This window comes from Bradyrhizobium sp. 155 (assembly GCF_023101105.1).
Lineage (GTDB): Bacteria > Pseudomonadota > Alphaproteobacteria > Rhizobiales > Xanthobacteraceae > Bradyrhizobium > Bradyrhizobium canariense_D.
Window position 1 is genome coordinate 1,274,561 of the sequence record NZ_CP064704.1, and the last position, 20,940, is coordinate 1,295,500.

Consider the following 20,940-nt stretch of genomic DNA (forward strand, 5'->3'; position numbering starts at 1 on the left):
CGACATCTTTGCTAATTCTGAGCCATCAACTTTCGTGCGGCCGCGAGGTCCTCTCGCGATGAGTCGCCATTTCTCGCGGTTTCGACGACTTTCGCGTAGTACTGGCGGGCCTTCACAGGATCCCCCGCTTTCTCGGCCGCGTGAGCGGCGCCGATCGTCGCGCCAAATCGGTTCGGCTCCTTGCGCATGGTGCTTTCGAACGCGACCAATGCCTCCGTCGCCATGCCGCGTTCGAGCAGCATGGTCCCGTAAAGCTCGCGTGCGGGGGCAAGTGGACCCGGCGTCACGATGGATTTTTCGGTCTTGTCTTCGGCATCGGCGGCAAGGCGCATCGCTTCCAACGCATCCGCCTGCTTCCCCAGGGCGTTGAGCTGCCAGGCTGTAGCGACCTGCCGCTGAATGTCCACGATTTCGGCCCAATAGGCGTCCTTGTCCTGCTGCAGCTTGTCCCGCAACTCCGCCAGCTTGGCGATGTCCGCCGTTGCCGCGTCTGCATTGCCGGAGCGCGCGGCGCCAAGGGCGCGGGCGAAATAGGTGATCGCATCGACATAGGCAAACCGGCTCGGCTCGACCTTCAGCGCGGCGGCGCCCTGCCAATCACCGCGCTCGACCATATAGCGCGCTTGGCTGGCTGCTATCGCGTAGGGACCGGCGCGGACAGCCGGCACATAGCCAGTGGTCGCAATCATGTCCGCGATGACCTCGCTGGCTCGGCTGTCCTGCGCAAGCTGGAGCAGCGCGTAGACCATATAATCGTCGGCATGCAGCTGCTCGCTGGGGTCTTTGCCCTCCTTGGCAGCCTTCGCGGAACGGCTATTGGCGTCGATGGATTCGTTCCAGTAGCCGACGCGCGTGAAGATGTGCGACGGCATATGCAAGGCGTGCGGTGCCGCCGGCGCGATCTCGGAATAACGCTTAGCAGCGTCGAGTCCTTGCTCTGCGATCGCCGGATAGTCATAGAGATGGATCAGGTAATGTGCGACGCCGGGATGCCGCGGCTGGCGCTTGAAGATCGGCTCCAGGATAGCGGCGCCCTTGAGCTGGTTGGCATAGGACTTGTCGTTTGGTGACGCCGTGACGTTCAGCGTAATGGCGTAGGCGATCTGCGCCTCGTCATCATCGGGATAGCGCGCGGCGACGGCTTCGGTTGCCCTGAGATAGGCCTGCGCACGCTGTCCAAACGTCGTCTTTTCGTCGCCCGAATAGAAGGCCAGCAGCGCATCGATATAGTCGCGTTCGCGTTCGCTCTTGGCGCCGAGTGCCTTCGCCTTCTGCAGCGCGGCGAGCCCTCCGGTGAGGTTTTCCTTCGGCGCGGCAAAATGCGGATTGTACAGCAGGCTCAGCGCAATGCCCCAATAGGCGATCGCGCATTCCGGATCGGCCTGCAGCGTCTCCTCGAAAATTTCCTTTGCGGGCCGGTACCAGAACGAGTGCTGATAACGCATCCCGCGATCAAAGCGGCGCTGCGCCACCTCGTTGCAGGAAGTCTGGAAGTGCACCTTGCCAAATTGCTCATCGGCCCCGTCTTCCGCGCGTGCGGCGGGCGTGCCGGAAATCGAGCCTAAGGTAGCGAGGGCGAGAAGAGAGACGGTTCTCAAGGCGAGCGCGCGCATCGGCCCCTCCGTTTCTGTTCAGAATAAATCTGGTCAGATGGCGCCGATAAAACCGAGGGCGCCGAAGTTCGTACTGCTGAGATCGGCAATGGCAATTGCGTTGTTGAAGGATTTCTCCATTCGCGATGCGAGTCAACAGGAAGCGGACGGATTTGCGTTAGGGAAGCACGCCTGCCAGGATCCATCCGCCCGCGCGTCGAGGCGAGTGGGTCACAAGGCCGCTCGCACGACGAGCGGCCTTGCATCATCGACCGTCATCCCCTCAATGCAGCGGATCGCCCTGGCCGAGCGCGTAGGCGACGAGGTCCTTCAGCGCGAAGCTGGAGCCGGTCACCGGCGTCCATTGCGGGTCGAGCGACAGCACGGAGGAATTATCTCCGAACATCATGCCGAGGAAGACTTCGGCGACGATGCGACCGCCCACCGGTCCGAGCTGCGGTGTCTTGACCGTGGCGGGCCCACCAGTCGCGGAGATTGGCACGTCGGTCATGTTTTGCCGCGCCTCGGCCAGGATGTAAGCCCACAGCGGACAGTTGCCGGCGAACGCGCCGTTCGCGATGCTCGCGATCTTGACTTGCGGATCGCCCGTCCCGGGCTCGTCGACGGCCTTGCCGATGATGATCTCGTCGTCGCTCAGCGGCGTCAGGTTCATCGCCCTGGCGACGGCCTGGCCCGACGGCAGTCCGAGCCGCCAGCTGCGCTCGAGATTGCGCAGCGCCAGCGACGCCGGATTGGACGCGACTTCCGGCGGCAGCTTGCGCAGCGGGTCCACCAGCGAGGCATCGATGCGATAGGCAAACTGCAGCCGCCTCTTGTTGTCGGGATTGGTGTCGACGTCCTCGACCCCGTAGGGGCGCGTGTCGAGATCGATGAAGCGGCCCCAGTCCATGGCGCGTCCCGGTCCCATGGCGCGGAAGCCGGTCAGTGCGTTGTGGTCGGGATTGTTGGGATCGGGGAAGATCTGCAGCAGCATGTTGGCCGCGTCGTTCAGCCGGTATCCAGGGCGGATCATGGAGTGCCCGAGCCGGTAGGCCGCGACCGAGAACTCGACCGGCATGAACGGATAGGTCTTCCAATGGTAGTAAGCGAGCTTGCTGCGATCGTAGTGACCCGCGGTCTTCAGCTGGTCCAGCACGCTGGCGTGGACGATGCGCGGCAGGAAGTCGTTCAGCACCACATACTGATAGTGGAATCGAACGCGCTGCTGCACGTCTTCGAACGACAGGCTGTCATTGTCGTCGACCATGCGGTTGTGAAAGCGCAGCATCAAGGCCTGGAATTGCGAGACGATGCTGTTCTCGTCGTTGCGGGGTCGCCGATCAGCGCGCGGCCCTTGAAGCGCGGCAAATCGACCGCATCGGGCACGCCCGCGCCGGTGACCTTTTCGCCGAGGCGGAACTTGATGCCGTCATACATGTAGGGCTGGTCGTTCGGACCGCGGCCGTAGACATTGTCCATGTCGAGCGACGGCGTGCGGAAATCGACGAGACCGTCGGGGTCCTGCTGCTTGGTCAGCGAGCTGACCGGATCGAAGGTGATGTCGTGGTCGATGAACTGGCCGAAATAAGTGTAGAGCGAGGGAATGCCGCTCTCTTCCGCGTCCGGTCCGTCCTTCGGCCCGTCGAAGCCGGCGACCATCTTGTCGGCGAGCGCCGACAGGTTTGCGATCGTGTTGGAATCGTTCGGGCCGAATTTGGCCGGTGCGAGCTTGCGGAACATGCGGCCGAAGCGGCCTTGCGAAAGCGGCGAACGCGTTGCGTTCAGACCGCGCGGAACAATTGCGTGGCGGCTGCTCATTGAAACACCTTCCTGAAAAGTCGAATGGAAAGATCGGGCTAAGGTTTCTCGCGCTGGAGTTTGCAGCCTAGGCGCGATCACGCCTGCCACGAGCGAGATGGATCACAATTGCCCGGTATCGAAATTTTCGGAAGGTGCGCCTTGGCCCGCAAGCCACGGCTGCGCATCGTGAATTTCTCGGTGCTGATGACGGATAACATTCTCGTCATCGACGGACGCAAGCGGCTTCGCACAGTTTCAATTCGCCGGCACGTCGGCGAAGCGGGTCGTCTTCACGCAAAAATTGTGGCGGCGCGCGCGTCATACGCGCACGCCGCCAATTCGTCAGTAGTCGCGCTGCTGCGAGAACGCGTAGCGCGGGTTGATGCCGCAATAGGACGACGTGCCGGAGGCGGTAGCGAGGCACTGCTGATAGCTGGCGAACTGGCAATTGCCGGGATAGCCCCACGAGCGGCCCTGGATGCAATATCGATCGTTCGCAGGATGTGCCTGGGCTGCCGGGGATGCTACGGCGAGCAGGGCCGCGAGCGATGCGAGAGTGAGGATCGTGCGACGCATGTCAGTCTCCTTCGAGAGCGAGTGGGTGGGAATGTCAGCGAGCCTGGCTCGTCTGTTGCGCAGTCATGCCTGTATTGGTGTCGCCAGAATGCTTTGCGTTCGCGACAAGGCGCATCATGACGCAGCCTGCTGCCGGCAATGTGATCTCGGCCACAGTTCACCATGGGGTTCGAGCCCATCGTGAACGGACTTGCACGCGTCGATCCCGCAGAAATACGCTTGCCTTATTCGGATCAGGTATTTTGGAGGTTCTAATGCAGAAATCATACTTGCTGGCTGCGACAGCAGCGCTGGCGCTTCTCATGCAGACACCGCTCGCGTTGGCGCAGGGCGCACCAGCCGCCGCCGGAACCGCGGCGCCTGCGGCGACAACCGCCGCGCCGGCAGCGACGCCGGCAGCGCCGGGCGCAACCAACGACACCTCCAGCCAGCCGACCGACTCCAAGAAGAGTGCGTCGAAGAAGCCGGCGAAGAAGAAGATGACGCGGCAGCAGGAGATCGATCACTCGGTCGACAGCGGCACGGTGCCCGCGCGCTACCGCAGCTCGGTGCCGAAGCAATACCAACAATACATTCCGTTCGATAAGCAGTGACGGATCGCACGGCAGCGCGGCGTGATCGGGCATCGCCCCGCCAATGCCATCACGTGAAATAGGATCTTGGCCGGACGGAATCCGGCCATACATCCCCAGTGGCGGTCCGCGCGAGCGGTGCTAGAGTAGGTCGAAGCCTGGGGGGAGTAATGAGTGACGACGTGAAGGATGCTGGCCTCGTGGCCATGATCAGCAGCATCCTGGGAGGCAACAGGCGCGCCGCAGAAAGCATTGCGCCGCCGCCGCTCATCGAGGTTCCGCCGCCGACCGCGCCGACGAACGGATTTGAGCTGGTCGAGCCGCCCGCCGCCGATACGCCGCCGGCCAACCTCGAGGGCAAGCCCGAAACAAATTCCGAGAACGCGCCCGATGCGGCGCTGGCCCCCGCGAAGCCAGTCGAGCCGCCAGCGAAGATCGCCACGACACCTGATGGCAAGCAGTTGCTGCCTGCTGAAGCGATCGCCGATCTCGTCCTGGGTGAGTTGCGCAAGCTCGAGAATTTTCCGGCGACCGGCGCCTCCGTCACGGTCTACGGCTACAGGCACTGGAACGCGATGATCACCTTCGCGCCGTTCTCGACCACGTTCCGGGATGCCACGCGGTTCCGGCAGGCCATGCCGGACATCGTTTTCAAGCTGCGCCGTTTCGTCGTACTTGAGATATGATCCGGGATGATCGCCAGCTTCTGCCCGCCGCGATTGCTTGCGGCGCGAAGGCGCGGGCCGTGAGCCCGAACAGTTCGACAGGATTTTCGACTTGAGCGTTGCCTTTACCAAGGAAGAGAGCGCGGAAACCGCCGCCGAGACGCTGTTGCCGGATCGGCCGATCTCGCCGCATCCAAACCTCGTGACGGAAGCAGGCTTGCAGGCATTGCAAAAGCAGCTTCAGGACGCGCGCGAGGCCTATGAAGCCGCGCAAGCCATCGAGGACGTCAACGAAAAGCGCCGGCAGTCGGCGGTGCCCTTGCGTGACGCCCGCTATCTCACCGAACGGCTGCGCACGGCGCAGGTCATTCCCGCCCCGGCCTCGACCGATGTCGTCGCCTTCGGCAGCACGGTGACCTTCAGCCGCGCCGATGGCCGCGTGCAAACCTATCGCATCGTCGGCGAGGACGAAGCCGATCCCAAGGCCGGCACGATCTCATTCGTGGCACCGGTGGCGAAGTCGTTGATGGGGAAGGCGGTCGGGGATGTCGTGGGGTCCGGTGCGCAGGAGATCGAGATTTTGTCGATTGGGTAGGGGGCGTTTATCGATGGTTTCCGCTGTGTCCGCGCAACAAGGCGCGATAGCTGGATGAGGCGGTTTCTATCGGGAGCATTGCCGTTTTACGCGCTGGCCGGGTTGGCCATGTGCATGTACCTCGTCCTGTACAGGACAAACCTCTTCGACCTGAACGCCATCGTCCAGGATGCGACCGGTTCGGCGTGGTTTCCGGCTTTCATATTCGTCTGCGTGCTGCTGGAGGCGGTCTTCCCGTATTTTGGCTATTTCCCCGGAACCGCTCTCATCCTGATGTCCGTGGCGCTCAATCCAAAGCCCGCGGACGTCTCCGTTTTCATCGTGGCGTGGTTGGCCATCATCCTGGGCGCCGTTCTGAGCTACGGACAGGCTCGTTTTTTCAGACCGCTGTTGCAGCGGATTGCCTCAAAGGCGGCACTGAACCGGTGTGAGTCCCTCCTCGACGCCTACGGTCCTTACGCGCGAATTGCGCTGTTCGTTCATCCCAACGCCTGCGCGATGTATTTCACGGCACTCGGACTCCTCGGCCGCAACCTGACGCGCGAGCTCGCCTATCTCGGCGTGGGCGCAGCAGCCTCTGTGGGCATTCTGTTCGTCGTGGTGACCAGACTTGTGTCGTCCGTAGGCACCACGGACGATGGAGAATTGCAGCTGCTGCTGGCCGCAGCGCTGGTTACTATCGGCACCCTGGTCGGTTTGTACGCAGCCTGGCGACCGGCGCGGGTTGCGTGAAGCTTGATGCGATCGCGCTTCAGGTCCCCCGCGATGATGCCATCATGCCGGTGTTTTGCCCGACGAGTCAAATTATATTTCGGAAAAGTCGCAATCCTGTAACTCATTGATCCGACTGAGGTCGGCTACTGTGCCAGCCAAGCGGGATATTGCTTCTGTGGATCGATCTTGGCTGTGTCGTTGTTGCGAGCAGGATTGACCTTATAGAGCGCTTCAAGAAACGACGTTTTCCCCGACTCGTTTTTACCAACGAGGCACGTCACGGATTCATCTATTTCGACGCTACTCTCTATTACGTTCTTGTAGTGGTTAACCTCTACGCCAATTAGACGCGCCATTCCGCCCCCCCCTGCGTGCAAACTCACGCAATAGGCAGGGAAGCTACTCGACGCTACTTCTTGGTGTAAGCCCTTTTGCTACCTTACCAACAGCTCGCGGGACTCCGCGATTGGGCTGAAAGCGCTTCCCGCTCGCTTCCCCGAAAAACGGTGTCAAACCGGCTATCGAGTAACTGATTGTTTTCTTGAAGTGAAATGGTGGGCGCACAAGGGATCGAACCTTGGACCTCTCCCGTGTGAACCACAACTGGTGGACTGTAGCCAACCTAATCCAGCCATAGTTTTATTGCAAAAGTCCTTGTAAGGTAAGGACTTGTGGCCATATTGGACCATCCGTGGCCTCGGTTGGCCTTACCACATGTTGTATGTCCCTGCTGTGCCCTTCAGAGGATTTCCCTTAGGGCACATTAACTGGGAACGCGAAGGCAATGGCTTGTGGTCCATTTCTTCTAGGATCGCCGCGACCCGTCTCAGGGCGCAAGGAGCGAGAGCACAAACGATGGAAAAGAGTAAAGAATCTCTCAGAGCTGAAGGAACGACGAACTACCTGAGACTCACTGACGCGGCCATCCGTGCGGCGACGCTGCCGCCGGGCAAATCGCAGCACTATCTGCACGACACAGAGCAGCCGGGGCTCGCGATCAGGATGCGCGCGACGGGTGGCAGGACCTGGGTCTTCATGTTCACAAAGCCTGGGACGAAAGGCACCCAACGCAAGACGCTGGGTGCATGGCCCAAATTCAATGAGAAGGCCGCGCGCAGGGCCGCCACCGTCGTCGCTGGGGAGGTGGTCATTGGGATCGATCCCAATGAGGGCAAGCGCGAGGCGAAGCGGCAACCGCTGGCCGAGCGGCAGTGCACGACACTGGCGACCTTGATCGTTGAAGATGGCCCCTACGAAATGTCCCTGACCGGGCGCCAGGTCGTCAACTGGAAACCGGCTATGTCGGCACTCCGACGCGGTCTGAAAGATCATTTCGACCTCGCCATCGCCGAGCTCACGCGACGGCAAATCATGGCGGCGGTGGACAGGATCGGCAAGACCGGCAAGCGCGGCGCAGCAAAGGACTTGCGCAAGCACACGCACACGTTCCTCGAATGGTGCGTCGGCGAAGGCTACGTCGAGCACAACGTGCTCGCCGGCTATCGCGTGCCCAAGGAGACGCGCGCGCAGCGGGTCGGGCGCCGAACGAAGGGCCGGGCGCTGCCCGACGAGGAGATCATCAAAGTCTGGCACGCATCCGGCAAGCTTGGGACGTTTGGGCTATTGACACGAATGTGCCTACTTGGCGGCCCGCGCCGCAGCGAGCCAGCCATGATCGAGTGGCAAAATCACGTCATGGATGACCGCATCACTTTCGAGGCAGCATGGACCAAGATGGGCGTTTACCACGACGTGCCGCGTACCCACCTCGTTGACGAGGTGCTTACGGCCGCAAAACATTTCCAGCGTGCGACGTCGGACTATGTCTTCCCGTCACCGAAGACCGGCGGCCAGATATCGGGCTTCACAAACTTGGTCGACCGCCTGGTCAAGGAAGCGGGTGTCGCCAAGTTCACAATGCATGACTTAAGGCGCAGCTTGCGAACCATCATGTCACGCTGCGGCTATGACAACGAAATCCAGCGGTTGTGTGTCGGGCAAAAGCCGCGCGGGATCGATCAGGTCTACAATCACGACGAACAGTGGATCATCCGCAAGATGGCGTTCGAAGCTGCTCATGACTACATCGCGGAGTTGGTCGGCGCTAAACGGGGAGGCAAGGTCGTGCGCCTGCAGCGGACGAATCCGCTCGATCCCATCAAGGCCGAATTGCTTGGCCGTCTTCGCGAGCATTATGCGGCTGCGACGACTTAGTTGTCTCATCGCGTCCGGCCAGATAGTCGCGCACCGCATCAACTCGGTAAAGCGGGCGGCCATCGATGTAGCGCCATTTCAGCGGGTGGTTCGGATTGCGCCGCCATAGCTCCAGGGCTCCAGGCGTGCGCCGGATCACGGCGGCCGTTTCTAATGCCGTTAAGTTTGAGCTGCCCGGCAGCGAATCGATATCGAACGTCGCGGGCGGCGGCATGCCGCGATTCTTCCGAGGTCGCTTCATGGTGCGGAGCGTCTCCTTCAAGTGGCCCATCGTCAACTCTCACGATTGAAGCGAGCGAGGCTCTTGTGTATTCGCCTGGTCGCTTCTTGGGCGGGGACGTCAAGAGAATCAACGCAGTCGTCGAACTTTCCCTGTCGAGTGCCGCCGATTTGACCATCATGCTCCGGTTGATGTTGCATAGGAACACGTTAATTGCGCGTCGTAGGATTGGATATCAACGCGAATAGAAGAAAAGTTGCTGGTACTAGCCGAGACCACTCCGCTCGCATTGCGGCCCTGCGAGTGGCCACGTCAGCGGCCCGGTCACGCCCGCAGGCTATTGGCTGTCGTGGGAAGCATGTCGAAGAATGAAAAACGAATTGATAGGTAGTTCGACGCTTCGTAGCTACATCGAGGCGGGCCGGCGGACATCGGAATTGATTTGGCAATACGGACTTGCTTGGCGCCAAAGGCGCCTCACGGAAACGACTCGGCACGACGCCACTAGGACGGCGCGTCATGGAAGAACTTCGATGATCCATCTACCGACCGCTTTCAACTGGCGTTCCATAAAAGCGACGCACCGCGTTCCAGGATCCGGTTCGTTCGCTGGCGGCCATTCCTATGCGCCCAATGCACGCGAGCGCCATGGGAATCTGTGTCAACCTGGCGATAAGATCTGGCTCCTTCATCGCGTCAGGCGCATTAGCCCCAAGGGCCATTCTGGCAGCAGGGTCAACAGTTCAGACGACATTGCCGCTGGAACAAGATATGTTTAAGCATCATTGTCGATAAGAAGATCTGTTTACGTTTCGCTTGACTGCGATGTGTGATCTGTTTACATATCATTTCGGTGTTAATGATCCGAGAACATATCATGGCTTCGGCTCCAAACCCGCTGCTCGAGGAACTTGGCCTACACTTTCGCAGAGCGCGAAGGGCTGCTGGCCTCTCCCAGGAGCAAGTCGCCCTCCGGGCGAACATTAGCAGGCCCCGCTATCGCGACATTGAAACGGGTGCCGCTGCAGCGCGCGCAACGACACTCGTCAACGTTGCTCGCGCCCTTGGCATGGAAATGATGCTGATTCCGCAAGCAATGGTACCGGCTATTCAATCAATGCTGCAGCCAGCTACGGGCGATGATGACCATCCTGCGTTCACGTCAGATGTTGAGGAGGAGCATGAATAAGCCTGTCCTCGCGGCTGAACGTATCCAATCGCTCGACATCTCATTAAACGATCTTGCCGTCGGCACGCTCGTGCGGACGCCGGGCGACTACAGCGCATTCAATCTCTTGCCCGCGTATCGGAGCTTGAACGACCCTCCGATCTTCAGCCTGTCGCTTCGCTCGGCGGATGGCAGCCTCCGCCGGGATCCCAAACCCATACGCGGCGCGCTGCCGCCGTTCTTCGCGAACTTGCTGCCCGAAGAGAAACTGCGCGAAGCAATGGAAAAGCACCACGCAGCGTCAGTAAGACCTGGAAACGACTTCGATCTCTTGGCAGCACTGGGGACAAATCTACCGGGAGCGGTACGAGCGTTGCCGAGCGACGGCGTTCCCGTTCCGGCCGGGCCAGAATCAGAAGGCAAGAAGAAGGCGCGCTTTTCGCTCGCCGGTGTCCAGATGAAGCTCTCCGTCATCAAAAATACCGGAAAAGAAGGGGGGATCACGCTCGCCGTCGACGATGAGCAAGGGCAGTACATCGCGAAATTTCCCTCCCTCACCCACATTGGGCTTTCGGAAAACGAATTCGCGATCCTAGCCTTAGCGGAAGCGCTAGGGATGGAAGTGCCTGCACGTGAGCTCGTCGAAAAGACGGATTTCGCCAGCATTCCGGAAGAGTTTAACACCATGTCCACGGGCAAAGTGCTTCTTGTCCGTCGCTTCGATCGCGGTGGCGATGCAGCGCGCGTGCATATGGAGGACTTTGCACAGGTCTTCGGCCGCTATCCGTCCGAGAAATATACCGGTGCGGCGTATCACAATATCGCGGCCGCGCTGAACAGCGGTGTCTCGTTCGATTCCGCGATCGAATTTGTCCGTCGTCTTGCGCTCACCGCGATCACGGGCAATGGCGACATGCATCTCAAGAATTGGTCGTTACTGTATCCTGGAGACGGACGGAGGCCTACGTTGGCGCCAATCTACGACGTGCTCTCAACAATTTCGTATATCCCGAAAGATGGTCTAGCATTGAGCCTTGCGGGCGAAAAGTCATTCAAGCCCCTGACTCCAGAGCGCTGGCGCAATTTCGCGAACCGCAGCCGTCTTCCAGAGGGGGCAGTGGTGACGGCTGTAGCTGAGACCGCGGCGGCCGTGCGCGACAAGTGGTCAGTTCTTCCAGAACGCGACGTCGTGCCTGGGCAGGTTCTCGAACGGATCGATGCACATATCGACGAAATGGTATCCATCCTTGACCCTTAGGCGCGGCACTGATTGCAGCGCCACCTGGGCTGATCAAGAAGCAAGAATAGGAGGATTTCTGGATGCGAAACAATTCAGCATCACATGGATTGTGGGCTCTCACCGCGCCATCGGCGCCAGACACTGTTCCCCTCGCCAGTGACACCGCAGCGGATGTGATCGTGATTGGCGCTGGATATACCGGGCTGTCGTCTGCACTTCATCTCGCCGAAGGAGGGGCGCGCGTCGCGGTGTTGGAGGCGTCCGAAATTGGGTTCGGCGGTTCGGGCCGGAACGTCGGTCTGGTTAACGCGGGCATGTGGGTGATGCCTGACACCCTTCCGGATACGCTCGGTGCCCCCTTCGGCGAACGGTTGATTGAACAACTCGGCCGTGGACCGCAAAAGGTGTTCGACCTCATCCAAAAGCATGGCATCGAATGTGAAGTGGAACGTGCCGGTACCCTGCATTGTGCCGTCGGACGTAAGGGCTTGCAAGAGATCGAGGCCCGCGCCGAACAGTGGCAGAAGCGTGGCGCCCCTGTCGTAGTGCTAAATGCAGAGGAGACACGCAGGAAAGTGGGCGGTGGCGAATACAGCGGGGCGCTGCTCGATAAGCGCGCCGGGACGATACAGCCGCTGGCCTATGTGCACGGTCTAGCGAGAGCCGCGCTTGCAGCGGGCGCCAGGATATTCACACAGAGCGAGGCTGTTACTGCGCAACACAACGGCCTGCGCTGGAGGATTAGCACAGAAAGCGGATCGGTAGATGCGGAATGGGTGATCGTTGCGACGGATGCCTATGGTAAAGGACTTTGGTCGCAGGTACGGCAGGAGCAGATCCATCTGCCCTACTTCAACTTTGCTACAGGTTCTCTGCCGGATGGTCTGAGGAAGTCGATCCTGCCTGAACGGCAGGGAGCGTGGGACACTCGAGAGGTCCTCTCTTCATTTCGCTTGGATCGCTCCGGGCGCCTCGTGTTTGGCAGTGTTGGTGCCCTTGAGGGTATTGGCGCATCCGTTCACCGGGCATGGGCTCAGAGATCGTTGCGCAAGCTGTTTCCGGGACTTCAGGATGTCGAGTTTGAAACCGGCTGGTTCGGCATGATTGGAATGACCTCGAACAACCTGCCGCGCTTTCACGAGCTCGACCGCAACGTCGTTGCTTTCAGCGGTTATAACGGTCGCGGCATCGCACCTGGCACAGTCTTTGGCAGTGTGTTGGCTTCGTACGTTCTGGGGCAGATCGCGGAGAACGATCTTCCGCTGCCGGTCACTGCCGTTGAACGGCAACGCTTTCGTGCCGCGCGGGAAGCCTTCTACATCGCGGGGTCCCAACTTGTTCACCTAATGGAGACCCGGTTCTGATTACCCAAGCGAGTTCGCCAAGTATGGGACTGTCATCGGCATGCTCATGACTCAACTTCGCGCTCTGACGGCCATTGACCTCGATCTGTTGCTACGAGGCGAGCGATTTTTGTGTTCTGTACGTTCGGTCGAGCTTCACACGGAATTCTAAACGCTGGCGACGGCCTCTCTTTGGCAGCGGTATAGACCGTGCTGTCATCGGAGCGACGGGTGCTAAACTCGTCCGAACTTCGCATAAAACGAGGAAATCATGTCGCGTTATTTCTCCGTCCCAGAGGTAGATGCCGGCCTCAACTATCCGAGGTTGATGGATGCCTTAAGCGGCGCGGCGGAGAAGCGATGCCGGTGCGGCAGAGCTATAATGTTGGTACCGCTGCAAGCCCAGGTCGTCTCCTGACAATGCCGGCTTGGGAGCGGGGCAAGGCACTCGGCGCGAAGCTGGTGACCGTGTTTCCGAAGAGCGGGGCATGCGGTCTCCCGCCTTTTCCTCGCTTTACATGCTGTTCGACGGCAACCGGTCGGCCGCGCGCAATGATCGATGGCGAAACACTCACTAATCGGCGTAGGGCCGCCGCCTCCGCGCTCGCATGACGACATCTCTCACGCCCCGACAGCCGCACGCTGCTGCTGATTGTAACCGGCCGGCTCGCCTCCTATTTGGCCGTTGCCCATCGCGCAGTTAGGCCGATTGAAGCCGTGCTGGTCTCGGGGCGCAATGCGCAACGTGTCTAAGCTCGCGGACACACTTGAGCATCAGGTCTCAAGGCCAAACCGGCTGCTGATCAGACGGACGCTCTCTCGTTGGCGGACATCGTTAGCTGCGCCACCACGTCACGTGAGCCGCTGATCGTAGGCCAGCACCTCAGGCCAGGAACACATCTCGATCTCGTCGGCGCATTCACACCAGAAATGCGTGAGACCGACGACGATGCTGTTTGCCGCAGCCGCGTGTTCGTAGATACTATGCGTGCCCTCAAAGAAGCCGGTGATCTGCTCCAGCCGATTGCGGGTGGCCGGTGGGACGCCTCAATGATTTGTGGGGATCTTCATGAGTTAACCAATGGTTTGAAGTCTGGCCGCCTTTCGCAGCAAGAGATCACTCTCTTCAAGTCTGTTGGGGCCGCAACCGAAGATCTTGTGGCTGCGAATCTTCTTGCCTGAGAAATACAATGGTTTTGAAAAAAACGAGATCGCGTATTGACACTGATGTGCGCCTTCAGGCGAGGTTGCCGACTCTGAAGTGTTTCGCCGAAGTCAGATCGAGGCATGTAAGCGCGAAGAATGCTGACACCCTAGGCGAATCACTGTTGACGCGTCACGTAGCTGATAGCGCGAATGATCCTGTACGCAGATTTTCTGCGGATACCTTGCCTGAGCTGCCAGTCTTGATCTCTAACCTGATCAAGGCCCCCTCTGCAAGATCGGTATAGCCGGCCTTCTCGACCGCCCTGTGTGCACGAAAACGTCGGCTCCGCCATTAATCCAGCTTGATAAAACTATAGCCTGGGTCGCGTTAAACCACTTTGCGATGCCAGTCGTCACTAAGTATCTCTAATTCCAAATGAGGGCGATCTACCTAATGCTAGAGAGGGATCAAGTCCGTACTCGTTGCCAACGTGCGATCTTGTCGCCGCGCAATGAACCGGCAATAGCAAGCAGCTTCGCGGAACGGTTAGACCGAGCGCGCCCTTGGCTACTTCCGGCGGCGAAGCCTGCGAATCGCGCTGCGTGAGAATTCTAGGTATCGAGAGCTGAAAATTCACGTCGTCAACCAAACTCAGGCAACGCGACCGCCGCAGATGTTAGCGGCATCTGCCGGAGCCCGCGCTCGGCTTCAAAACAAGGACCTGAAAAGTAACGGTAGTGCACGGATCGTCCCGCGATTCGGACGCAAATTCAGAATGTCCTTTCGGATTTCGGGAGAGGCCCTTTGATGTTTTTCCCGGGCCGTTCGGCACGACTTGCCGGCTGTCCAGCATCGAAGCTGATCCTGGACAGGCCAGTGCTCCACGAAGGCGAGCCCACATTTCCCGAAGAGACGCAGCCAAAAACTCGCGAGAGTGAGTTTCCAATCAAAGGTCACGACAGAGCAAGAAGATTGAAAACTACCATACGCGCGTGAATGTATCGGCACCCTTCAACTTGCCGGGCTTGCCGTTCTTGTCAACGTAGAACAGCGTCCATGAGGTCGGCATTTGAGACCCGTTGAGCTTTCCAACCCACCGGGTGAAGGAATTGCACTGGGCAAAGGTAACAACAAAATACAAGCCAGCAGGGCTAACGGCTCCCGATGCAGGATATGGAATGCCCTGGCACGCAAACCCTTGAGCATGGTTTGTGAAAGTCCCTTGTATTGCCCCGCTATTGGCGGACCAAACAAAAAGTTCTGAACCTCGTTCATTCTTCCAGTACGAGGGGGCAGGAAGCCCCTGTGCGATGGCCTCGGCGGAAAGGAAGAAGGAATGGGCGAGCAGCAAGAGTCCCAGAAGTCTCTTCATATTTAAGCCCCAAAAGAGGTCACTTAAAGGTCGCAACGTGGATCATCTAGCGTGATACAACTTGAGGTCATATTCACTGCCATTATCTCGCGTTCGGCATAGGAATGCGGCGCATATACCCGAAATCACGCTGGATCGCGGCGTAGCCGACCCTGTCGAGCCCTCGGCGCTTCTCATCCTCGAATCGGTTCGCCTGGGCGGCCGAGCGCCGAGCCGGTGCTCGGTTATTTTGATGTGCCACGCCTGTGGTCGTCGGAGGAGATGCGGAGAGTAGAGGTCATTGTCCACGAGCTGTATCGGATCGGGCAATCCGCGCCAGGACTCCGACGCGATCGAATGAGCTGCGCCGGGCAATGGGGAACCCACGGCCGTCGACAGCGCGGGCGGACCCAGGCCGATCGAGCAGAAAGACGGCGCCTAACAAGGACAAACGCTGCTAATCGCCATGGTTGCAATGGTAAAGTTCCCACTGACTGGGGGCAACATGGTTAAGGCATTTCGCAATACGGTCATGGCACTTACTTTTGTGGGAGTTGCCGGCTGCAACATGTTTTGGAATTTCATGAATGACTATATGGTCTGCGGCCTTGCGTTGGCGGCTTCAGTGACAACCGGCTTTTGCGTTGAGCGCATCTTCATCGAGCGGTCCCGTCGGGAGATGATCCGCCTCTACGGCGCGGACTGGCATTCGGCGGAGAACCGACAGCTCGACTCATGAACGTAACCCGTCGCCCGCCGTCATTTTCATCATCCAATTGTTCGCATTCGACCCGAGGAGCCTGGCCCGATGATTAAACCGGTCCATCCATTCCGGTTCGCTCGCATCGAGCGCCTGCGAGAGCTGCTTGAACGAGACTACCGAATGGCAGTTGACCCGAATACGGGCGTGAGCACCACGAAGCTGGTGAGACCCGATCCGCAGCTGCTTGATGCAGGTTTGGTGCTCGATCGTGATCCAGAAGGGTGCGAGCTGGGTCCTTGGTTGAGAGCCTGCGAGCGCTACGGCACGCAACCGGTCGATACGCCCGAGTAGCATCACGATCTGGAAGGGCGACCACCACAAGCTGGTAGGGGGCGATTGGACGCGCCCGTGCATCCACCACCCCGCATCGCCAAGAGCGGACTTTTGGATTCCATACGCAACAGAATGTTGCGGTTGAATCGAGGTGGATTTGTATGCCGGCTGGCAAGGCTCACGTCGCGAGCCCACGACACTCCAGAGCGTCTTCGCCTATCCGCCGCTGGCGCACCGTATCAGCTCTCGTTTTGAATGCAACGCTGGCTCGGCCAGACGTGAGTTTGTGCGTGCGTTCGAGGCCTATCGGTCGCGAAACCTTCACGTCCTTGTCAGCTACAGTGACACGATTCATTCCGATCGCAGATCTCGCGAAGCTTAATGAGAAAGTTCTCGCGGATGATACGGTTTTATCTGAGCGCATTCCACGTCATTCCCAAGGAGCGAGATTGGGCATTTCGGCTAGTCAGGGGGCAAGTGATTGAATTTGTGCTCGTTGCGCGTCCGTAGAGCTTCACTGGATTGTCCGGTCTCACAACCTCATTTGCTCAGCGGGGGTCATTCCTGGCCAAATGAGCCGCTTCTCGTAGAAGATCACTGCATATCCGTGCAACATCCCTTCCCTGCGGCGAACATAGCCAGCGCTCTCATAAAGTCTTTGGGCCCCTACTTGGATCGTTGTTGTATCGAGCATTATCCACTTGAAACCGAGAGCAACAGCTCGCGACTCCAATTCACGAAGAACCCTCCTTCCAAACCCTCGTCGCTGAAAGACGGGGTCGACCCGCATACGTTTTAGTTCTGCGACATCATCATCAAAAGGTTTCAGCCCACCCATGGCAGCGAACCGGGGACCAATATGCGCAACTACGAAGTCACCGCCCGAGGCGATGTATACTTCCCCGATATTGCGTAAATCATCCTCCCAAGCCCCTTCCGGGCCACACACACCAACATCCTGCGATGCGCTTCTGTGCAGATGCCATGCATCATCGCTATCCCCGGACTCGAACCGACGAAGGATCAGTTCGTCTTGAGACATCGACTATTACCTCTCGACCGGTGGCGGACGCCTGCGCCTTTGTTTTTAGCCACGCAGAGACCACCGTCGGCTTACGGGCGCGCCTCTGTCAACAGCCGCTGAGAAAGGACAGCCTCAACACTTTCCGATACCTCAACTCCGACAACTGGACGACCCGGCTCAACCGTATATTTTAAGGCCGTACTACGATGCATCCGGGTAAACCGATCCAGTGCACAAACACAGGACGTGCGCAGCGTTCCGATTTCGCCGCCGTGATGCTCCACGACTGGCGAAATGGTCGCAACCCTGGGAAAGTCCGCTTTCCCCTTTAGCCAACCTGGCTTGAGCGGTGCACTCCCTTTGCCTGACGACAGCCAGCGGAATACCTCGTGAATGCATCTCTGCGGATAATATTCGGACAGCCGGTACAGATCCCTATAAAATTGCGGTTTGTGGTGGAAGAGTTCTTCACCGACCAGTAGCACCGAGACCGCCACGATACGGGCCGAGAAGCGGCCGCTTGGACCAAGCGTATTCTTATAAGGATTCTTTCCGTAAAACACACGAAATTGGCCAAATAAGTCCGGCGACATATGTTCATAAAAGCGCGTCAGAACATTGTTTGCTGACTCAAGGCGCTCCAGGCATGTCGCAAGACATTGCCCCGCATCCACGTCGGCCACATCACGCAACTTGAGCAGAGCGTCCATTGCTGACTGCAATTCGCTCTCGATGATCTGGTGGCCCAAGCAAAAATCTCGCTCCTCGACGCCGGCCGCGCCGAGGCAGTATACGCGTGGATCGTTCTGCAGCGGATTCGTAAGGATCATATCTTCATAGGAGAGGACCTCAATGCCAGGCCGCCGTTGACAAGTCGAGCGCGCAAGGCGGATCAGTACATCTCCCACCGTCAGCTCGGCGTCCACGGGATGAAGGCCGGCAAACGCAGACATCTGATAAGCACAATTTACGAGATATTGGATGTCTGTCTTAGCGATCTCGAATTCCGACTGCGGCAGACTTAGCAGCTGCGCTTCATAGTCCGCCTCCGCAATCATCGCGTTGATATTACGCCCAAGAGCCTTAACCGCTTCATCTGGTCGTTCACTGCATTTGATCTCCGCAATGCAGTGCGGCAGTTGATCGGCGACAAAATTGCTGACAAGCCCAAGCGGGCGTTCTCGGTGCCGGCGATCAATGCTATCGGACAGATGCGAAAATATGTCCTCCGCCTGGGAGGGCGAGCCTTGCGGGGTGGAAACGGAAAAAGGAGCGACCATAAATGAGCGCGCACGCGACTTCATCGAAACGCAACTTGCATTTCGGCACTTGACCCGTATCGTGCGGCCGGTGAGTAATCGTGCTTTTCGAGCAGATCAGTTCGTTTGTCTATTATCCTACTGTCGTTGTACGCGACCCGCTCGAGTATATTGTTCGAGAAAAATAGCAGCGATACGGCGCCCGAATTGATAGTGCCGGCGGCAGTTAGCGAAAGCAGGCCGTTCGAAATGCAGATGAGTCCTGCCTCATTCAAGAGTTCAAGCTCGCGGCCAAAGCATTTCTCAATGGAAACCCCAAACTCCCGCTCGAAGCGGGAGAGCAACACCCCACTGCTACGCAGGGCAAACATTACCGTTCTGCGCATGAGATCATCTTGCGACAGGACAACACCCTTCCACACAGGCTTCTCGCCCGCCTCAACCCTATATAGGTAGCGATCTAAATCTGCCTCGTTATAGAACTGGCACTGGCTCATGTAACCAAACCCGGCAACCCCAAACGGGACCAGATTATTGTCGTTCCAGGAATCGTATTTGCGGCTCTGTTGAATTGAGTGCGGCTGCGACTGCTTACTCCAATAGAAAATCGGCCCATGGCGATAGCCGAGTTTCGTGAGGATGTGCTCGGCCATAAAATGCATGATAATGCGCTCCTTAGCCCCGGCAAATTGATATCGTCCCCTAGCCAAATGGCGGGCTACGGGGTCTGTAGATTTAAACATCAATGGGAATACATTGAACTTCTCTATTCCCATATCCAGTAAGCCGATAAGTGAGTCGTACCAGCTCCGGAGCGTTTGCTGCGGCAACCCATACATGAGATCAAGCGACAGATTCTGAACGCCCATCTCATTCAGTAACTTTACTAGTTGTACTACCTCGTCCACGTGGTGCCCGCGGTTCAATATGCGTAAAATGCTCGGATCTAGACTCTGAACGCCCAATACGAAGCGGTTTACGCCGGCTCTAAGCAGTGTGGATATGCGATCTGCAGCGTCCGCTTGCTTTGCAAGAGAGGGATGCAATTCGAAACTCACTTCCGACTTAGACAAGTCAAAGCGCCGGCTAATCATGCCAAATAGCGTTTCGAGTTGACGGTTGGTTAAGAACGAGGGAGTGCCGCCTCCAAAAAAAGCAGTCTCAACAGCTCTGCCACCGAGCGCTGCGTCCGACCAACTCATCTCTTTATCTAAAGCCGCCAGATAGCGCTCCACTCGCCCGGAAGATGGATTGATTTCCTTGGCGAAGTGGCAAAAGGTACAATACTGATCACAGAAGGGGATGTGAAAATAGAGATCAATTGACGACGAAACCTGAAGCAACAACTTTTCGGCATTCAGGTCGCCCATTGCCTTGAGAGGCGGATATGTGCCGACAAGATAATCGTTGTGCATGTCAAGGTGCAAATTCCGTGACCTCAACATGTCAAGGTTAATGTCGTACGAGCGGTCGATCGCGAATTCCAAGGCCTCGGAATAGGACGGCGCACGCATTTTTTTAAACTCCTCTAGCTTTCTTGTGAAGGCAAGGCCCGATGGCAGCTTCGTTGCTCGTGTCACATCGCGCTCTTAAGCTCGGGCTCGATACTGAAGTCGTGCAATTCGATCAGACGCGGATTTGTCGGCTCCTACTCGACGCAACCACCGTAGAGCAGACCGAGTGTCGCCATCCGCTCGGGGACACGCGGGATGATTATGGTTCGGCGAGGAAGACAGATGCCGTGGCCGAATGTCCTTCGGGCGTTGCGAAACGGCACCGAGAAAGACTTCAGGGGCTGAGGAGTGCGAATACTGCTGGAGAAAATGGTGCTCCACCTTCGAGTGTGACCCGCGCCGGGTCGGGCGCCGAGCTCGATCTGCTCCAGCGTGCCATTGAACAACTTCTGTCCGCTCCCCTCTTCGACAGGAAGCCGCCATTGCTCGAGACCAAGCTTGATTTGGTTTCCTCCCGGTCCGACGCCAACATTCGCATGCCGCTGCATGCATTCGACACAGAGCCGCCCAAACGTGTCACACTGGTTCGGATTTGCTCGGGAGTAAGCGCGCTCAATGCTAGTCGTGTCTGGTGGTCTTGAGAGTTACCCGACGCGAAGAACGACAGCGGCACCCGCGAGGGACGCGGCAAAGCTTTAGGCGGGACCGCACTCAATAGCGCAGGTCCAAGGCATTGAGTCGAGCAAGTTTCATTTGAACTCCTGGGCCGGCGAATGCGAGATCGTCATGGTCGTGCGGATCCATTTACGGTGTCCCAGCAATACACGTGCCACTAAAGACATTTGCGAGCCTGGCTTGAAGAGGGCAAAACCATGTGCTTCGTGTCCACCGACGGAATACTCGCGCCTCAGTGTCTGGTCCCGGACATTAACGTCTTCAGCCGGACACGGCTGAACACGACAACGCGGAA

Annotated in this window: 20 protein-coding genes and 1 pseudogene; 12 read left to right on the top strand and 9 right to left on the bottom strand. The window is 58.5% G+C overall.

Annotated features, from left to right (window positions below):
* Window positions 1-11: 11 nt before the first annotated feature.
* The 3 genes and pseudogenes from IVA93_RS06215 to IVA93_RS06230 all read right to left on the bottom strand — a co-directional run bounded on the left by IVA93_RS06215 (window position 12) and on the right by IVA93_RS06230 (window position 3,968).
* The gene (locus IVA93_RS06215; protein ID WP_018453700.1) at window positions 12-1,613 is read right to left on the bottom strand and encodes a tetratricopeptide repeat protein; all 1,602 of its coding nucleotides are present in this window, start codon (window positions 1,611-1,613) and stop codon (window positions 12-14) included.
* 262 nt (window positions 1,614-1,875) lie between these two features.
* Window positions 1,876-3,410: pseudogene (locus IVA93_RS06220) on the bottom strand (peroxidase family protein).
* A 324-nt stretch (window positions 3,411-3,734) separates the two neighbouring features.
* A complete protein-coding gene (locus tag IVA93_RS06230) occupies window positions 3,735-3,968 on the bottom strand; it encodes a DUF3551 domain-containing protein (protein WP_007596464.1) in 234 nt (77 codons plus the stop codon).
* 254 nt (window positions 3,969-4,222) lie between these two features.
* Between IVA93_RS06230 and IVA93_RS06235 the strand changes: the two genes are divergently transcribed.
* The 4 genes from IVA93_RS06235 to IVA93_RS06250 all read left to right on the top strand — a co-directional run bounded on the left by IVA93_RS06235 (window position 4,223) and on the right by IVA93_RS06250 (window position 6,532).
* Window positions 4,223-4,561, top strand: a complete 339-nt coding sequence (locus IVA93_RS06235; RefSeq protein WP_018453701.1) for a hypothetical protein — start codon at window positions 4,223-4,225, stop codon at window positions 4,559-4,561.
* Between the two features lie 149 nt (window positions 4,562-4,710).
* The gene (locus IVA93_RS06240; RefSeq protein WP_018453702.1) at window positions 4,711-5,226 is read left to right on the top strand and encodes a ribosomal eL19 family protein; all 516 of its coding nucleotides are present in this window, start codon (window positions 4,711-4,713) and stop codon (window positions 5,224-5,226) included.
* Window positions 5,227-5,317: 91 nt separating this feature from the next.
* A complete protein-coding gene (greA, locus tag IVA93_RS06245; RefSeq protein ID WP_026232577.1) occupies window positions 5,318-5,800 on the top strand; it encodes a transcription elongation factor GreA in 483 nt (160 codons plus the stop codon).
* 54 nt (window positions 5,801-5,854) lie between these two features.
* Window positions 5,855-6,532: an SNARE-associated domain-containing protein gene (locus IVA93_RS06250; RefSeq protein WP_026232578.1), complete on the top strand. Its 678-nt coding sequence runs from the start codon at window positions 5,855-5,857 to the stop codon at window positions 6,530-6,532.
* A gap of 125 nt (window positions 6,533-6,657) precedes the next feature.
* Here IVA93_RS06250 and IVA93_RS06255 read toward each other — a convergent pair whose 3' ends face one another.
* A complete protein-coding gene (locus IVA93_RS06255) occupies window positions 6,658-6,870 on the bottom strand; it encodes an AAA family ATPase (RefSeq protein WP_018453705.1) in 213 nt (70 codons plus the stop codon).
* Between the two features lie 499 nt (window positions 6,871-7,369).
* On the opposite strand from IVA93_RS06255, the gene IVA93_RS06260 reads away from it, so the two are divergent.
* Window positions 7,370-8,728: a tyrosine-type recombinase/integrase gene (locus IVA93_RS06260; RefSeq protein ID WP_247789913.1), complete on the top strand. Its 1,359-nt coding sequence runs from the start codon at window positions 7,370-7,372 to the stop codon at window positions 8,726-8,728.
* Here the strand turns inward: IVA93_RS06260 and IVA93_RS06265 are convergent.
* The gene (locus tag IVA93_RS06265; protein ID WP_245288373.1) at window positions 8,673-8,990 is read right to left on the bottom strand and encodes a hypothetical protein; all 318 of its coding nucleotides are present in this window, start codon (window positions 8,988-8,990) and stop codon (window positions 8,673-8,675) included. The genes IVA93_RS06260 and IVA93_RS06265 overlap by 56 nt on opposite strands.
* Window positions 8,991-9,807: 817 nt before the next feature.
* Between IVA93_RS06265 and relB the strand changes: the two genes are divergently transcribed.
* From relB to IVA93_RS06290, 5 genes are all read left to right on the top strand, one after another.
* On the top strand, window positions 9,808-10,137 hold the full coding sequence (relB, locus tag IVA93_RS06270; protein WP_083926330.1) for a type II toxin-antitoxin system RelB family anti-toxin: 330 nt from the start codon (window positions 9,808-9,810) through the stop codon (window positions 10,135-10,137).
* A complete protein-coding gene (locus IVA93_RS06275; protein WP_247371612.1) occupies window positions 10,130-11,374 on the top strand; it encodes a type II toxin-antitoxin system HipA family toxin in 1,245 nt (414 codons plus the stop codon). The genes relB and IVA93_RS06275 overlap by 8 nt, the downstream gene beginning before the upstream one ends.
* A 62-nt stretch (window positions 11,375-11,436) precedes the next feature.
* Window positions 11,437-12,720, top strand: a complete 1,284-nt coding sequence (locus tag IVA93_RS06280) for an NAD(P)/FAD-dependent oxidoreductase (RefSeq protein ID WP_247376444.1) — start codon at window positions 11,437-11,439, stop codon at window positions 12,718-12,720.
* 399 nt (window positions 12,721-13,119) lie between these two features.
* The gene (locus IVA93_RS06285; RefSeq protein ID WP_247364532.1) at window positions 13,120-13,311 is read left to right on the top strand and encodes a hypothetical protein; all 192 of its coding nucleotides are present in this window, start codon (window positions 13,120-13,122) and stop codon (window positions 13,309-13,311) included.
* Window positions 13,312-13,521: 210 nt separating this feature from the next.
* Complete coding sequence (locus IVA93_RS06290) at window positions 13,522-13,881, top strand: hypothetical protein (protein WP_083926331.1); 360 nt, start codon at window positions 13,522-13,524, stop codon at window positions 13,879-13,881.
* Between the two features lie 944 nt (window positions 13,882-14,825).
* Here IVA93_RS06290 and IVA93_RS06300 read toward each other — a convergent pair.
* Window positions 14,826-15,218: an avidin/streptavidin family protein gene (locus tag IVA93_RS06300; RefSeq protein ID WP_039798703.1), complete on the bottom strand. Its 393-nt coding sequence runs from the start codon at window positions 15,216-15,218 to the stop codon at window positions 14,826-14,828.
* Between the two features lie 484 nt (window positions 15,219-15,702).
* Here IVA93_RS06300 and IVA93_RS06305 point away from each other — a divergent pair, with 484 nt between their 5' ends.
* Together IVA93_RS06305 and IVA93_RS06310 are read left to right on the top strand one after the other, a co-directional pair.
* Window positions 15,703-15,936: a hypothetical protein gene (locus tag IVA93_RS06305; protein WP_026232582.1), complete on the top strand. Its 234-nt coding sequence runs from the start codon at window positions 15,703-15,705 to the stop codon at window positions 15,934-15,936.
* A 69-nt stretch (window positions 15,937-16,005) separates the two neighbouring features.
* On the top strand, window positions 16,006-16,251 hold the full coding sequence (locus IVA93_RS06310) for a hypothetical protein (protein WP_247282434.1): 246 nt from the start codon (window positions 16,006-16,008) through the stop codon (window positions 16,249-16,251).
* Between the two features lie 514 nt (window positions 16,252-16,765).
* Here IVA93_RS06310 and IVA93_RS06315 read toward each other — a convergent pair.
* The 3 genes from IVA93_RS06315 to IVA93_RS06325 form a co-directional block, all read right to left on the bottom strand.
* Window positions 16,766-17,275, bottom strand: coding sequence for a GNAT family N-acetyltransferase (locus IVA93_RS06315; RefSeq protein WP_026232583.1), 510 nt, complete (start codon window positions 17,273-17,275; stop codon window positions 16,766-16,768).
* Between the two features lie 71 nt (window positions 17,276-17,346).
* Window positions 17,347-18,561 (bottom strand): hypothetical protein, encoded by a 1,215-nt coding sequence (locus IVA93_RS06320; RefSeq protein ID WP_018453715.1) that lies wholly within the window; start codon window positions 18,559-18,561, stop codon window positions 17,347-17,349.
* A complete protein-coding gene (locus tag IVA93_RS06325) occupies window positions 18,558-20,030 on the bottom strand; it encodes a coproporphyrinogen-III oxidase family protein (RefSeq protein ID WP_247361046.1) in 1,473 nt (490 codons plus the stop codon). The genes IVA93_RS06320 and IVA93_RS06325 overlap by 4 nt, the downstream gene beginning before the upstream one ends.
* Between the last annotated feature and the right edge of the window lie 910 nt (window positions 20,031-20,940).

Excerpts from the sequence above, each read along its gene's own strand:
- IVA93_RS06215 (WP_018453700.1), bottom strand. The coding sequence starts at position 1,613 with ATGCGCGCGCTCGCCTTGAGAACCGTCTCTCTTCTCGCCCTCGCTACC.
- IVA93_RS06230 (WP_007596464.1), bottom strand. The coding sequence starts at position 3,968 with ATGCGTCGCACGATCCTCACTCTCGCATCGCTCGCGGCCCTGCTCGCC.
- IVA93_RS06235 (WP_018453701.1), top strand. The coding sequence starts at position 4,223 with ATGCAGAAATCATACTTGCTGGCTGCGACAGCAGCGCTGGCGCTTCTC.
- IVA93_RS06240 (WP_018453702.1), top strand. The coding sequence starts at position 4,711 with ATGAGTGACGACGTGAAGGATGCTGGCCTCGTGGCCATGATCAGCAGC.
- IVA93_RS06250 (WP_026232578.1), top strand. The coding sequence starts at position 5,855 with ATGAGGCGGTTTCTATCGGGAGCATTGCCGTTTTACGCGCTGGCCGGG.
- IVA93_RS06255 (WP_018453705.1), bottom strand. The coding sequence starts at position 6,870 with ATGGCGCGTCTAATTGGCGTAGAGGTTAACCACTACAAGAACGTAATA.
- IVA93_RS06260 (WP_247789913.1), top strand. The coding sequence starts at position 7,370 with ATGGAAAAGAGTAAAGAATCTCTCAGAGCTGAAGGAACGACGAACTAC.
- relB (WP_083926330.1), top strand. The coding sequence starts at position 9,808 with ATGATCCGAGAACATATCATGGCTTCGGCTCCAAACCCGCTGCTCGAG.
- IVA93_RS06275 (WP_247371612.1), top strand. The coding sequence starts at position 10,130 with ATGAATAAGCCTGTCCTCGCGGCTGAACGTATCCAATCGCTCGACATC.
- IVA93_RS06280 (WP_247376444.1), top strand. The coding sequence starts at position 11,437 with ATGCGAAACAATTCAGCATCACATGGATTGTGGGCTCTCACCGCGCCA.
- IVA93_RS06285 (WP_247364532.1), top strand. The coding sequence starts at position 13,120 with ATGCCGGCTTGGGAGCGGGGCAAGGCACTCGGCGCGAAGCTGGTGACC.
- IVA93_RS06300 (WP_039798703.1), bottom strand. The coding sequence starts at position 15,218 with ATGAAGAGACTTCTGGGACTCTTGCTGCTCGCCCATTCCTTCTTCCTT.
- IVA93_RS06305 (WP_026232582.1), top strand. The coding sequence starts at position 15,703 with ATGGTTAAGGCATTTCGCAATACGGTCATGGCACTTACTTTTGTGGGA.
- IVA93_RS06310 (WP_247282434.1), top strand. The coding sequence starts at position 16,006 with ATGATTAAACCGGTCCATCCATTCCGGTTCGCTCGCATCGAGCGCCTG.
- IVA93_RS06315 (WP_026232583.1), bottom strand. The coding sequence starts at position 17,275 with ATGTCTCAAGACGAACTGATCCTTCGTCGGTTCGAGTCCGGGGATAGC.
- IVA93_RS06320 (WP_018453715.1), bottom strand. The coding sequence starts at position 18,561 with ATGAAGTCGCGTGCGCGCTCATTTATGGTCGCTCCTTTTTCCGTTTCC.
- IVA93_RS06325 (WP_247361046.1), bottom strand. The coding sequence starts at position 20,030 with ATGCGTGCGCCGTCCTATTCCGAGGCCTTGGAATTCGCGATCGACCGC.